At 55.3% G+C, this 14,499-nt stretch carries 10 protein-coding genes; 9 read left to right on the forward strand and 1 reads right to left on the reverse strand.

All coding sequences use genetic code 11. The features are described from left to right. The first annotated feature begins 10 nt into the window (after positions 1–10). From bcsA to oxyR, 8 genes are all read left to right on the forward strand, one after another. A complete protein-coding gene (bcsA, locus tag ACFX4U_RS21340; RefSeq protein ID WP_305735102.1) occupies positions 11–2,128 on the forward strand; it encodes a UDP-forming cellulose synthase catalytic subunit in 2,118 nt (705 codons plus the stop codon). Continuing rightward, a complete protein-coding gene (bcsB, locus tag ACFX4U_RS21345; RefSeq protein WP_313507404.1) occupies positions 2,118–4,436 on the forward strand; it encodes a cellulose biosynthesis cyclic di-GMP-binding regulatory protein BcsB in 2,319 nt (772 codons plus the stop codon). The genes bcsA and bcsB overlap by 11 nt, the downstream gene beginning before the upstream one ends. After that, positions 4,433–8,131 (forward strand): cellulose synthase subunit BcsC-related outer membrane protein, encoded by a 3,699-nt coding sequence (locus tag ACFX4U_RS21350; RefSeq protein WP_313507402.1) that lies wholly within the window; start codon positions 4,433–4,435, stop codon positions 8,129–8,131. Before bcsB ends, ACFX4U_RS21350 begins: the two co-directional genes overlap by 4 nt. Positions 8,132–8,143: 12 nt before the next feature. Further along, on the forward strand, positions 8,144–8,605 hold the full coding sequence (bcsD, locus tag ACFX4U_RS21355) for a cellulose biosynthesis protein BcsD (RefSeq protein ID WP_234455676.1): 462 nt from the start codon (positions 8,144–8,146) through the stop codon (positions 8,603–8,605). Positions 8,606–8,651: 46 nt separating this feature from the next. Next, complete coding sequence (locus ACFX4U_RS21360) at positions 8,652–9,611, forward strand: sensor domain-containing diguanylate cyclase (protein WP_313507398.1); 960 nt, start codon at positions 8,652–8,654, stop codon at positions 9,609–9,611. Positions 9,612–9,644: 33 nt separating this feature from the next. Then, complete coding sequence (galU, locus tag ACFX4U_RS21365) at positions 9,645–10,574, forward strand: UTP--glucose-1-phosphate uridylyltransferase GalU (RefSeq protein ID WP_313507397.1); 930 nt, start codon at positions 9,645–9,647, stop codon at positions 10,572–10,574. A 43-nt stretch (positions 10,575–10,617) separates the two neighbouring features. Continuing rightward, on the forward strand, positions 10,618–11,628 hold the full coding sequence (locus ACFX4U_RS21370) for a glycosyl hydrolase family 8 (protein WP_313507396.1): 1,011 nt from the start codon (positions 10,618–10,620) through the stop codon (positions 11,626–11,628). Between the two features lie 210 nt (positions 11,629–11,838). Beyond that, positions 11,839–12,753 carry a DNA-binding transcriptional regulator OxyR gene (gene oxyR / locus ACFX4U_RS21375; protein ID WP_305735096.1) on the forward strand — a complete coding sequence of 305 codons (915 nt, stop codon included), beginning with the start codon at positions 11,839–11,841 and terminating at the stop codon, positions 12,751–12,753. A 57-nt stretch (positions 12,754–12,810) separates the two neighbouring features. On the opposite strand, the gene ACFX4U_RS21380 is transcribed toward oxyR, so the two are convergent. Further along, positions 12,811–13,188, reverse strand: a complete 378-nt coding sequence (locus ACFX4U_RS21380) for a hypothetical protein (protein ID WP_313507395.1) — start codon at positions 13,186–13,188, stop codon at positions 12,811–12,813. A 484-nt stretch (positions 13,189–13,672) separates the two neighbouring features. Between ACFX4U_RS21380 and ACFX4U_RS21385 the strand changes: the two genes are divergently transcribed. After that, positions 13,673–14,389, forward strand: a complete 717-nt coding sequence (locus ACFX4U_RS21385) for a nitroreductase family protein (RefSeq protein ID WP_305735094.1) — start codon at positions 13,673–13,675, stop codon at positions 14,387–14,389. Positions 14,390–14,499: the final 110 nt, after the last annotated feature.

Consider the following 14,499-nt stretch of genomic DNA (forward strand, 5'->3'; position numbering starts at 1 on the left):
TGATAACAACATGAAAAAAATCATCGGAATTATTTTCACGCTGATGCTGCTGTTATTATCGCTGCTGGTAGTGATTACTCCCATGAGCAGCGATAAACAATACCTCTTTGGCCTTAGCGTGATGGCAGCGGTATTTATCCTGGGAAGAGTGAAAAGCAAAAAAGCCGTACTGGCAATGCTTTCCCTCTCCGTATTGATGTCGACACGTTATATTTGGTGGCGCGCCACGACAACGCTGCATTTTGATTCGACGGTAGAGATGCTGCTCGGCAGTTTACTGTTTGCTGCGGAAATTTACTCGTGGACGATTTTACTGCTGGGTTATATTCAAATGGCGTGGCCATTAGAACGCCCGATTGCGCCTTTACCGGCAGATAAATCAACCTGGCCGACCGTCGATATTTATGTCCCCTCATATAATGAAAGTCTTGAGGTTGTTCGCGATACGGTTCTGGCGGCGCAGTGTATCGAATATCCGCAAGATAAAGTGAAGGTTTATATTCTTGACGACGGAAAGCGCGATGAATTCCGCGATTTCGCCGCGGAAGCGGGCGTTGGGTATATTACCCGCCCGGATAACAGCCACGCCAAAGCCGGTAATCTCAACCACGCGATGACCATCACCCACGGCGAGCTTATCTGCGTGTTCGATTGCGACCACGTGGCAACGCGCGTGTTCCTGCAAGCCACGATTGGCGAGTTTTTCCGTGACGATAAACTGGCGCTGATCCAGACGCCGCACCACTTCTATTCGCTCGATCCATTTGAGCGCAACCTGACCGCGGCAAAGCGCGTTCCGCACGAAGGGGCGCTGTTCTACGGCCCGGTGCAGCAAGGCAATGACAACTGGAACGCCACGTTCTTCTGCGGCTCCTGCGCGGTGATTCGCCGTAGCGCGCTCAACGAAGTTGGCGGCTTTGCCGTGGAAACCGTGACCGAAGATGCGCATACCGCGCTGAAATTACAGCGTCGCGGCTGGAACACCGCGTTTCTGGATATTCCGCTGGCGGCGGGGCTGGCAACCGAGCGTCTGGCGCTGCATGTTAACCAGCGTATTCGCTGGGCGCGCGGCATGACGCAGATTTTCCGTATCGACAACCCGCTGTTAGGTCGTGGCCTGAAGCTAACGCAGCGCATCTGCTATCTCAACGCCATGCTGCACTTTCAGTATGGCCTGCCGCGCGTGGTGTTCCTGACCTCGCCGCTGGTGTTTATGTTGTTCAATCTGAACATTATTTCGTCGTCGGCAACGTTGATTTTCGCTTATGTATTGCCGCACCTGGTGTTGTCGACAATGGTCAACTCACGCATTACCGGGCGCTACCGCTACGCGTTCTGGGGCGAAATTTACGAAACGGTGATGGCGTTCCACCTGATTCTGCCTACCTTGCTCAGCCTGATTTCACCGCGTCTGGGCAAGTTCAACGTCACCGATAAAGGCGACCTGACCGATCGCGATTACTTCGACGCACACACGGTGCGCCCCTTGATCATCACCACTCTGCTGATGGTGGGCAGCATGATCTGGGTTGGCGTGCGCTACTTTATGCATGATTACGCCGGTATCGATCCGCGCGTGATCCTGTTCAACATCGCCTGGGGCACGTTCAGTACCATTATTTTGCTGGCCTCCATTGCGGTGGCGAAAGAGACCAAACAGATCCGCAAAACCATCCGTATTTACGCCCGCTTGCCGGTCACCGTGCTGTTCTCTGACGGTTCAAAAATGCAGACCCGCACCTTTGATATCTCGATGGGTGGCGCACGCGTAGCACTGGTAAAAGGCGAAGATATGAGCCACAAAACCCCGGTGCAAATTGAGCTGGGGCTGGGCGGCGAAATCGCCCATGTACCGATTCGCGCCGCCGGGACTGGCGTGGGCGATCTCCGTCTTGAGTTCGACACCGTGGCACTGAGCGAGCGCCGTAAGCTGGTGCGCGTGGTGCTCTCCCGCGCCGATGCCTGGTATCGCCCGCCGCATGCGCCAGACCGCCCGCTGGTGTCGTTTATGGGAATTTTGCAGTGCGTGTATGAGCTGTTCTTTGGCCGCAAAAAATCCGTGAGTGGCTTTAACAGCCAGATGTCCACCGTGGCGAAAAAACAGGAAGAGGTTAACAATGCGCTTTAACCTCTTCACCCTGGCCGCCTTACTGGTGGGCGGCTTTAGCCCGCTCTGCGCCTTTACGGCCCAGAACGACGCGCTGCCGGAATTACCCCTGCCGGTCACGCTGCAAGATGCAAAACCGCAGCCGCAACCGACACCCGTTGCGGGCAGCAGCAATCAGGATATTGCCAGCACACTCAGCTTTGGCGACATGGGCGCAACCGGCGGTTTAACGCTCAGCGGTCAGCAGTTACAAAACGGCGTGTCGTTCAATTTGCCGGGCGATCTGGTGATAACCAACGCGCATATCAATTTAAATGTGCAGGTTAACCGCAGCGATGTGAGCGGTGAAAACCTGCAATTGATGCTAAACGGCCAGCCGCTGGGCGCAATTCCGCTCGATCAATTGCAGCAGGATAAAGGCGCGTGGAGCCTTGATGTGCCCGCATCAATGATTGCCTCGAGCAATAACCTCAGCTTCCAGCTAAAAACCGGCGACGACATTATCAATAACGTCTGGAGTTGCCAGCGTGCGCTGCCCGCCGATTACAAAGTGACGTTGCAGCCGGAATCATCGTTGAATTACCAGGGATTATGGCTGAACGTGCGCAAAACCCTCGGCACATTCCCGCGCCCGTTCTTTGATGTGAAGCAGACCAAAGACCAGACGATTAGCATTGCTTACCCGGCTTCTCCGGATGCGGATGTACTCACCGCGTCGGCGATTGTCGCCTCGCAGTTTGGCGCATTGAGTAACGGCAAATCCAGCCGCTTTGAGGTGCAGTACGACACTCTGCCCACAGGTAATGGCATCCTGATTGGCAAACCCGGTCAGACTATCGGTGGCGTTACCATTCCACAGAGCAACGGCGCGGCATTGCAGGTTATCGACAACCCGCAAAACCCGGCGTACAAGCTGCTGATCGTCAGCGGTCATAACGACATGCAGCTGCGCCAGGCCGCCTGGCGGCTGAACATACCGGCGCTGCCGGACAGCGACACGCTGGATGTTCCGGCGCTAAAAGTGGCGCAACGCGCGGCTTATGATGCTCCGCGCTGGATCAATACCGAACGTCCGGTGGCTATACGTTCCTTGCTCAACGATGAAGGCGCGCTGGTGGCGCACGGCGTCTGGCACGGCGAAAATCAGTTGCCGTTTCGCACCGCGCCGGATCTGTTCTTATGGGACGGTTCTGCCGTTCCCCTGCACCTGAACTACAGCTTTGCGCAGAAAAACTGGCTCGACGATCAAGCATCATTCCTCAATGTCAGCCTGAACGGCGAGTTTTTAAAACGCCTGCCGGTGAGCAAAGAGGGGTTACTGGCGCCAGTGCTGGCGACATTCGGTCTGTCGCACCGCCAGCAAAGCGCGGTGGTAAACATTGACCCACGGGCGATCCTCGGCAACAACCAGCTTGGCTTCTGGTTTGGTTTACAAGCGCAGAAAAATGCCCCGTGTAACGCGCTGGCGGATGAGAACATTCAGAGCCGCATTGATGGCGACTCGACGCTCGATTTCAGCCGCGCCTGGCACTTTGGCAAGCTGCCCAATCTGACCTGGTTTAGCAGCGCGATGTTCCCGTTCACTCGCCATGCCGACCTGGCGCATACCACGGTGCTGATGTCTGCGCGCCCGTCCGCTGAGGATATCTCGCTGCTGCTAAACCTGATGGCGCAAGCCGGGCGCGATACCGGCGTGGGCGTCAATTACCTGCACCTGTACACCGGCATGCCGGGGCAGGAAGAGGCGCAAGCGCAGATTGCTGACAGCGACATTCTGGCGATTGGCAGCCTGAGCAACCGAGAGCTGCTCACGCCCCTGCTGCAAAGCAGCGCTTTTACGCTCAACGAAAACACGCTCGAAGTGATGACCGCCAGCGTGGTCAACCGGGTGCTGTCACTGCTGAGCGGCGACCAGCCACGCACGGACATGGACGCCGCCGAATACCTGCTTGATACCAACCAGTGGCGTGGCCTGCTGAGCCTGCGCTCGCCGTGGAACGCGCAACGCGTCGTCGTGATTGCCACCGGCACGGACAACCAGCAACTGGCTTTACTGCCAGCAGACATGAGCAAACCGGCATTTCTCGCCAATGCCAGCGGGGATTTCACCGCCATCAGCAATGCGGGCGACGTGCGAAGCTGGCGCGTGGGCGAGCAGTTCACCAGCGGCAACCTGCCGGGCTATATGAAAATTTTGTGGTTTGCCAGCGAGCACATTTTCTGGCTGGTCATCCTTGCCTGCCTGATTGCCGCCGTTACCGGTCCGATGTTGTTTAACGCGTTACAGCGCCATGCCCACCAACGCTTGCAGGATAAGACGAAGAAATGAATACGCGTAAACCACTGACGCACGCCTTTTATCTGCTCTGCCTGCTGGGGGCTTGCCACCCGGCGGCAGCGGCGGAAAGCACCGATGCGAACGCCAATGACGCGGCGGTAAAAAAATTGCTGGCGCAGGCCAGTTACTGGCACAGCAAAGCCCACGACGAAATGGCTATCGAAGCGCTGCAAAAAGTGCTGGCGGCAGATGACAAAAATATCGACGCCATGTATCTGCTGGCGCTCTACTCGTTGCAGCAAGGCAATATTCAGCAGTCGGAAATCTGGCGGAAAAAAATCGCCGAACTCTCGCCGCAAGATCCGCGCCTCAACGCACTGAACAGCGCCAGCACGCTGCGTAATATCCCGCAGGACAAGCTCACTGCGGCCCGCCAGCTAGCAAGCCGTGGGCAGATTAAAGAGTCGATTGCCGCCTGGCGCGCGCTGTTTAACGGCAACCCGCCGGACGATGTGGCGCTGGAGTATTACCAGACGATGGCAGGCGACAGCGCCAGCTGGTCAGAAGCGGTTGCCGCGATGCGCCAGCGCGCCAGCGTGATGCCGGATGATGTGCCGACCAGGCAGGCGCTGGCGATGGCGCTTACCTACCAGGAGCCGACGCGCCGGGAAGGGATCGCACTGTTGAGCCGCCTTGCGCCGGACGATAAAAACGCCGACAAAGCGCTGCAACAAGCGCTGCTGTGGCTCGACGCCAAAGCGGGCGATCTCCCGGCCTACACCGCGTATGCGCAGCGCCACCCGGAAGATAGCGCGCCGATGGATCACTACCGTAAAAGCGTGGAGGGCGATGCCACCAAAGCCGGGTTCGACGCGTTAAACGGCGGCGATTTGGGCGGCGCGAAAGATAAATTCGCCGAAGCGCTGCAAACCCGCGCCAATAACGGCAACGCACTGGCCGGAATGGGTTACGTCGCGCTGCGACAGAATAATTTCAGCGATGCGGAAAAATTCCTGCGTCGCGCCTCCCAGGAGGACACCACCAACCCGAACAGCGTGCAGTGGGCGAAAGACGCTGATAACGCACGCTTTTACGGCGCGCTCGGCCAGGCGCGCAGCCTGAGCCAGAAAGGCAGCTACGATCAAGCACTGGCAAGCCTTGAGGGCAGTAATACTCACGACGACAGCCAACAACTGGCGGCGGAGATGCTGCGCGCCGACATCCTGCGCCGCCAGGGAAAATTGCCGCAAGCGGAAGAGGTTTATCGCAAGCTGCTGGCCGAACGCCCGCAAAACACCGATATCCGCACCGGCCTGTGGTGGGTGTTAAAGCAGCAAAACAAGCAAACCGAAGCGGACGCCATGCTGCGCACCCTGCCCGCCAACCTGCGCACCCGGTTTGCCGCCGTCGGCGATAACGGCGACAGCGAACGCAAAACCGCGCAGTCGGCGCTGGAGGCGGGCAACAGCTCACGCGCGATGCAAATTTTACAGGCGGCGTCCGGTAAATATCCGCAAAACGTCTGGCTGCAACTCGACTATGCGCGCGCCCTGCGCAAAGCCGGACAGAAACAGCAAGCCGCGACGGTGATGGCTGCCGTTACCACACGCAATAACACCAGCAAAGAGGCGCTGTATGCCGCCGCGGTTTTCGCCGCCGAAGAGAGCGACTGGTCACGCGCGCAAAGTCTGCTCGCCCGCGTACCGCGCAGCAGCTACAGCGCCGATATGACAGCGCTTAGCACGCGTGTGCAAACCAACCAACAACTGGATATTGCCCGTAACTATTTACGGCTCGGTAATGCTGCTGCCGCGCGTAACTCGCTGCTGGCGCTGCAACGTAACCCGCCGCAAACGCCGGTCGATGTTGGCCGTCTGGCAGAACTGTTAATGCAAAGTGGTGACAGCAGCGGCGCGCTGCAATTAGTGCGGGAAAACCAGGCACAGGGGCTGCACGGTTCGGTGGTCGATTACGCCGGGCAGATCCGCGTACTCAATCAAGCCGGACAGTTCGCCGAAGCGGAGAGCATTCTCAACGCCCCGGCACTGCAAAACGGCACCAGCCAGCAGGAGATGAACAATATCCGCACCGGCAGCCTGATCGCCCGCGCCGATCGCCTGCGGGAAAAAGGACAAATTGGCAAAGCGTGGAATCTGCTCATGCCGGAGCTGCAACACAACCCGACCAATACGGATTTGCTGCTGGCGGTGGGACGCATTTACCAGGCCGATCACATGGATGACAAAGCCACTGAGATCTACCAGTACGTGCTGCGCAAATCCCCGCGCGATAAACAGGCGCTGACCGGGCTGGTAAACCTGGCGCTGGCGCGTGGCGATAACGATGCGGCGCGCCGGGCGTTCTCCACGCTTGAACCAAACCAGGATGCCGATTACATGCTGCTGGCGGCGCGTGTCGCCGCCGCTAATGGTGAAAACCAGCGCGCCATGTCGCTGCTGCGCACCGCCCAGTGGCGTCTGCAACAGGGGGATGAGAACGACAACGACGAACTCAGTGCCGTGATGTCCCTGCCCTCGCCGACGCGCCAGGCGCAGTTAACAGCAATGAGCGGCATCAACAGCATGATGCGCGATTTACAGGAAAAGAGCGCCACATGGACCAGCGCTGGCGTCTCGCTGCGTAGCCGTAATGGGGAATCCGGCCTTGGCGCGCTGGATGAAGTGCAGGCACCGATGATCCTCTCCGGTGCCATTGGCGACGCCACGCGCCTGAGCCTGAATGTCACACCGGTATCGCTCAATGCGGGAGAGATGTCTGGAGAGGCGGCGAACCGCTTTGGTTCCGGGGCGCTGGAGCATGCGGAAAAACTGGCGGAAGCGGCGGCAAGCACCTCAACCACCACCAGCTCGACGAATGCCGCTTCGCAGGGCAGCCAGCAGGCGAACGGCGTTGCCGCCAGCCTCAGCATGAGCGGCGACAGCTATAAGCTGGATATCGGCAGCACGCCGACCGGCGGCGAGTTCACCCGGCTGGTGGGCGGCGTGGAGTGGAACCCGAAACTGACGCAAAACAGCTCGCTGAACCTGAAAGCAGAACGCCGGGCGGTGACCGACAGCCTGCTCTCTTATGTCGGCGTGAAGGATAAAAGCACCGGTGAGAGTTGGGGCGGCATTACCCGCAATGGCGTATCGGCGCAATTCGCCTGGGATAACGAGTTAATCGGGCTTTACAGCAAGTTAGGTTTCGACACCTATGTCGGCACCAACGTACCGACCAACCACGCGGTGAGCGCGCAGGCAGGCAGCTATTTACGGCCTTGGAAAACCGCCGACAGCGAGCTGAAAGTCGGGGTTAACGTCAACTACATGAACTTTGACCGTAACCTCAGTTACTACACGCTCGGCCAGGGCGGTTATTTCAGCCCGCAGGATTTTATGGCGGTTTCGCTGCCGGTCACGCTGACGCGCCATCTTAACGACTGGGATCTGACGCTCAACGGCGCGGTGGGGTACCAGTCCTACAAGCAGAGTAAGAGCGACTATTTCCCCGGCCACAGCAGCCTGCAGTCGCAGTTAAACAGCTACGCCAGCGACGATGACGATGTGGATGCGGTTTACAAAGCCACCTCGAAAAACGGCATTGGCTACACGTTGGGCGTGGATGCGCGCTACCACCTCAGCGATAACCTGGCTCTGGGTGCGAACTTAGGCTATGACACCTTTGGCAGTTATAACGAAGGTAAAGCGTTGTTTTATTTCAAATATTACGTCGATCAAGATAAATAACCCGTGGGACAGATGATGTTTAGCAATCAGGACACTTATTTACAACGCAATTATCAGGCTGGCTGGCATGACCTGGTGTATCTGTTTTTTAACGAATACACCGAAGGCCGTGGCGATAAAGATCCCGACGCCCTGAGGCGTATCGGCCAGATGATGGCTCAGTGGTATCCCATTGATAGCGCCGCCACGGTGAGCGAACTGGAAGCCAGCATTAACCGGGTGCTGGAACTGTTCAACTGGGGCTTTGTGAAAATGGCACCGGCGCAGCGCGAACTGATCCTGCTGCACTGCGCCTGGCCGCACGCGCCGGAGTACCGCGACGAGGCGGGCTGGCGTCGCGCCAGTGCGTATGTGCTGGAAGGAGCCTACTCCCAGTGGCTGGTATCGCAGGGTGCGGGCAACCAGGTACCGGTACGCTGGAAAGACAACGCCACGGAAGATGTACTGATTTTCCGCTACGCCATCGGCGAATAAGTACACAAAGGCATGAAAACTCTATATCAACGATCAGGTGATCATCATGGTGAATGAAATTATGGTTTCAGGCAGGAAACTTGAAATCGAAGCCGTTAATTATATGGAGGATAATGCCTTTGTTTCGCTGGTGCTCGACACCGCCGGGCGGCTGGTTCACGCCAGCCCGTTCTTTTATCAGCTCACCGGCTTTACGCCGGATGAGGTGACAGGCCAGGTGCTGTTTCAAACCGCAGACGACGAAGCGGAAATCTCGCTGACGGCGGCGATAAATATTGCCAAAACCACCGGCGATAATTGGCAGGGAGAAATATCCCAGCGTAAAAAGAGCGGTGAAATTGTCTGGCTCGACACCCGCTTAATGCCTAAGCGAGATGAGCGCGGTGAAATATTTGCGTTTATTTTGTTAGGTTTTGATATTACCCGGCATATGGCGATTCGCGAGAAATTACATTTTCGCGCTCACAACGATGCATTAACCAAAACGCTGAATCGCCAGGGCTACTATATTCGCAGCCGTAAGAAAATCCGCGCTGCCAATGCGCGCGGGGCGCAGATTGTGGTGGCGATCCTCGATCTCGATAATTTTAAAAACATTAACGACGACCTGGGTCACGCCGCTGGTGACGAAGTGCTGCGATGTTTTATCAGCCGGGTGAAACAGTGCATTTCTCGCGGCACGCTGCTTGGCAGGCTTGGCGGCGATGAATTTGCGCTGACGTTCATTGAAGGCGTCGACGAACCCGCGGGGCGCGGCGTGTTGCAATTAATTGTCGAAGCCACCCGCCAGCCGATGTATTTGCAATACCTGCAACAGACGGTGGAATTATCGGTCAGTATTGGCGTCGCCAGTTATCCTGAACATGGGCCGAATTTTTCTTCCATTTTAAAAGCCGCCGATACCGCCCTTTATAAAGTGAAGGCGCGAGGTGGTGATAATTATATTAACTACCAGGTTCCAGGCATTAATGAATCGGGTGGCATCATTAACACCGTTGTGTGTTGATATTTAAACAGCAATAAAAAACAGGAAATAACTATGTTAAAGGCTGTAATCCCAGTGGCAGGCCTCGGCACGCGTATGCTTCCGGCAACCAAGGCTATTCCGAAAGAGATGTTACCCATCGTCGATAAGCCGCTTATCCAGTATATCGTGCAGGAGTGCTACGCCTGCGGGATCCGCGAGATCGTGCTGGTGACGCACTCGTCTAAAAACGCCATTGAAAACCACTTCGATACCTCTTTTGAGCTGGAGTCGCTGCTGGAATCGCGCGTGAAAAACCAGCTGCTGGAAGAGGTACGCACCATCTGCCCGGCAGGGATGAACATTATGCATGTGCGCCAGGGCCAGTCGAAAGGCCTTGGTCACGCGGTGCTGTGCGCCGAGCCGCTGATTGGCGATAACGATTTTGTCGTCGTGCTGCCGGATGTGCTGATCGACGATAGCCAGTGTGATATGGCGCAGGACAACCTGGCGGCGATGATCAATCGCTTTACCACCACCGGCGCCAGCCAGTTAATGATCGAGCAGGTTAATCACGACGACGTTTCACGTTATGGCGTGGTGGATTGCGGCGGTGAAAACCTGCCCGCTGGTGGTTTTGGCCAGGTACAGGGCATGGTGGAAAAACCGCCGGTCGATGAAGCGCCATCTGATATGGCGGTGGTCGGTCGCTATGTGTTGTCGAAAGCGATTTGGCCGCTGCTGCATAAAACGCCGGTCGGCGCTGGCGGCGAAATTCAACTGACCGATGCTATCGCTATGTTGCTGGCCCGTGAGCCGGTTGAAGCCTATGCCCTGACCGGCAAGTCACACGACTGCGGCGACAAAATTGGCTATATGAAAGCGTTTGTGGAGTACGGCCTGCGCCACGGCGCAACCGGCCCGGCTTTCCGCCACTGGCTGCAGCATGAACTGGCGCTCAAGCCGGCGGCTGAGGTCGTTGAGCGCATCGCTGAAGCGGTGTAACGCCTGAGCACGTAACTGCCCTATCTCTACCACAGGAAATCTCATGTTAAGAACCACCTGGCTCATGCCGTGTTTGTTACTGTCGCTGGCCATGACCGCTTTTTCAGCCCACAGCCAGGACAGTAACTGGGTGCTATTTAAGCAGAATTACCTGAGCCAGGATGGCCGCATTGTTGACCATGAAAATGGCGATATCAGCCATTCGGAAGGTCAGGGATATGGCATGTTACTGGCGGTAATAAACGATGATCCCGCCACGTTTGAAAAAGTGTGGCGCTGGACGCGCAACACCTTATTACGTCCGTCGTTGTGGCTGTTTGCCTGGCGTTACGATCCGAAGGTGCAGAAAGTGACCGATGAGAATAACGCTAGCGACGGCGATACGCTGATTGCCTGGGCCTTATTGCTGGCCGGTAATAAGTGGCACGATCAGAGTTACCTGACGGCTTCGGATAATATTCAGGATGCGCTGATAAATTGCCTGATTATTGAGCAAGATTCCCGCTTGCTTATGTTGCCGGGGCTGAGCGGTTTTACCAAAGACGACGGCTACATTGTTAACCCCTCTTATTTTATTTTTCCGGCGTGGGAGGGCTTCTGGCGGCAGCGGCATAATGAGATTTGGCTTAAGTTAAAAAGCTCAAGCCTCGAATTGCTCAATAAAGCGCGCTTCGGTAAGCCGCAACTGCCCAGCGACTGGATTTTTATTAAGAATAGTGGTGAAGTCATGCCTGCCGAAAACTGGCCGGCGCGATTTGGTTATGACGCGATTCGCATTCCGCTGTATCTAAGCCTCAGCGATACGCAAACGCATTCGATGGAGAATTTCCGTCATTATTGGGCTAATTATGCCCGCAGCACCACGCCTGCGTGGGTGAGTGTCTCCGACGACGAACGGGCGAGTTACGCGATGTCCGGCGGCATTCTGGCAGTGCGTGATTTAACGATGGGCGACTATCAGCAAATGGATACATCTGTACGATCGGGCGAAGGTTATTATTTGTCCGTGTTGCACATGTTGTCGCTTTTTGCCGTCTCATTAAAAACGAAATAGTGGTAAAGCAGCAGTGCCGGCGCGGGATTGCGCAGGAGTCAGGCAGGAAGCTTCAAGCGCGAAATTAATAATAAAAACCATCAAATCTCATGTGCAAACATGAGGGGGAAAACCTGATGACTGAGTTGAAAACAATCACACGTCATTTGCACAGCACATTGTTACAGGCGGGTTCTCAGCAGAACGGAAACTTGCGCCCCGGGGAACACAATGAACATCCGTAATCTTGAGTACCTTGTCGCGCTGGCGAAACACCGCCATTTTCAGCGCGCTGCCGAGGCCTGTAATGTCAGTCAGCCAACGCTTAGCGCCCAGTTACGCAAGCTGGAAAATGAGCTGGGCTTGCAGTTACTGGAACGTACCACGCGTAAGATCCGTTTCACACAAACCGGGTTGCGACTGGTTGAGCAAACCCAGGTGGTGCTGCGCGAAATTGAAGCGCTGAAAAATATGGCCAGCAGCAGCCATTATCAGAACCTGATGCAGACGCTGGATGTCGGTATTATTCCGACGCTCGCACCCTATATTTTTTCCCATCTCAATACGGTGTGCCGCGAGAATTTCCCGGAAATCGAACTGGAAATTCACGAAGCGCAAACCAACCAGTTGCTGCATATGCTGGAGTCGGACGCCATTAAATGCGCGATCATGACCTCCAATAAAGACACCAGCAAATATGTCGAGCTGCCGCTGTTCGACGAACCGCTGGTGCTGGGCGTAAGCCATCAGCATCCCTATTCGCGAATGAACGAAATCGATATGGGGCATCTGAAGAATAATAAGATTTTAATGGTGGATGACGGCAACTGCCTGCACAGCCAGGTGCTGCGTTACTGCTATCAATTTGAGCTGGAGCCGGATTCACGCTTTGTCGCCATGCACCTGGAAACCCTGCGGCGCGGCGTGGCGTTTAATCGCGGCGTCTCTTTCTTTCCGCTGCTTTCCACGCAGCAGGGCGGCAACGAGAATATTCGTTATATTCGCTGCGTGAGCCCGGAGCCAAAACGTAAAGTGGTGCTGATTTTCCATCGCAGCGATCCGATGCGCAAGAAATATGAAATTCTGCGCAACGTCATTGCCCGCTATATGGAACGTTACCTTCTCGATTACAACGCTATGGCGTGAACTTAACCGCGCGGTTGTGGAATAGTCGCCGCCCGGCCTTTTTAATTTTCGCGACAATCACGCACCATGCGTGGTTGTCGTTTTTGCCATTAACCCCTGCATAATCTCGTCCGGCAATAACTTGCCACGGTGATACATCTCTTCAATAGCCAGCCACAGGCTGACCAGCATGATTGTATAGTCGGCAATCGGCGCAGGCGCATTCAGTTCTGCCATAAAAGGAAAGCGTGCAAGCAACTGTTCTCTGTTTTCCGTGGTCACCGCGCCGTGGTAATAGGGTGCAGCGAGCAGGCGGTACGCTTCCGATTCAGCAACAGACGAGGCCCAGGATAAACGCACCGCAATAGTCTCTACGAAAGGCGGGATCGGGATATTTTGCGCCGCCTGCGGATCCGGGGGCAAAGGCAGGTCCTGACCGAATGATAGAGTGTTCATTTTTTTCCTCGATGCCTGGCGAAACTCTATTCATCGACCAGTCTGGAAAATACTTTAGGAATATTATTTAAAATAGAGAATAACAGGAAAATTAGCTATGCGGATCGTCTTAAAACGTTAAAAAAATCATATAAAGCAAAAGGTTAATTCATGATCAATTATTGATGCCATCGATCTAAATATCCTTTTTTCATTTATTTTATAAATTAAACGCCGCCTTGCTCAGGTTATTGTTGAATATTATTGAGCTTATTCCGCCTGCAAGATGAAAATCTATCACATAATGCAGAAATGTGAGGTTCAGGATAATCTCAACAGCCTTGCTCTTTTTCACATCATCACGATATGGGTGCCGTGATACATCTTTTTTTTGCGCCAAATACCACGCTTTCTTTCATCTATTTGAAGGATGGAAATGCTCTGGCCTATGCTCTGATAATGACACTTTTAACCCCACTGACGCTCATGACAGGAGCCGCATCTGATGGATCCGTTTCAGCAAATATTAAAATCAACGCTCGCCCGCACCGATGACGCTCCACCTGCCATCAAGCCCCAGGCATTGCTGGAAGCGGAGTTAAAACCGAGGATTGCCCACGTTGCAGTGGACGACTTCCTCTCGCTCGCCAAAGCGCGCAGAACCATTTATACCCTCGGCAAAGATTTACCCATCGCCGAAGATGAGGTGGTTGACATCATTAAAGAGGCCATCCGCCAGGCGCCGTCGGCGTTTAACTCGCAGAGTTCGCGCGCGCTGATCCTGCTCGGTAAAGAGCACGATCGTTTCTGGGAGATGGTGCGCGAGCAACTGCGCAAAGTGATCCCGGCGGAGAGCTTTCATGCCACCGCCGATAAACTCGACGGTTTTGCCGCTGCGGCCGGTTCCGTGCTGTTTTTTGAAGATCAGGAAGTGGTCACTCACATGCAACGCCAGTACATCGCTTATGCCGATAATTTCCCCGTCTGGTCAGAACAGAGCAGCGGTATCGCCCAGTACGCGGTGTGGCTGGCGCTGGCGGAAAAGAGCATTGGCGCGAATCTGCAACACTATAACCCGTTAATTGATCTCGATGTTCGCGCCGCGTGGCAGATCCCGGAAAGCTGGAAGCTGCGCGCAGAAATGAATTTTGGTTCGATTGTCGCCGCCGCTGACGAAAAGAGCTATATCGACGACGATAAGCGCTTTATCGTCGCGAGATAACGATATTGATAAAGATATTGCCCGCTGAGCGGGCAATTCTTTTTCTCCGCCACGTATTGTTATTGTACAAATTTTGGCTAGATGGCATGCAAACACCTGCGTATACTACA

It is taken from the genome of Kosakonia sp. YIM B13588 (assembly GCF_042788165.1).
GTDB classification, from domain to species: domain Bacteria; phylum Pseudomonadota; class Gammaproteobacteria; order Enterobacterales; family Enterobacteriaceae; genus Kosakonia; species Kosakonia sacchari.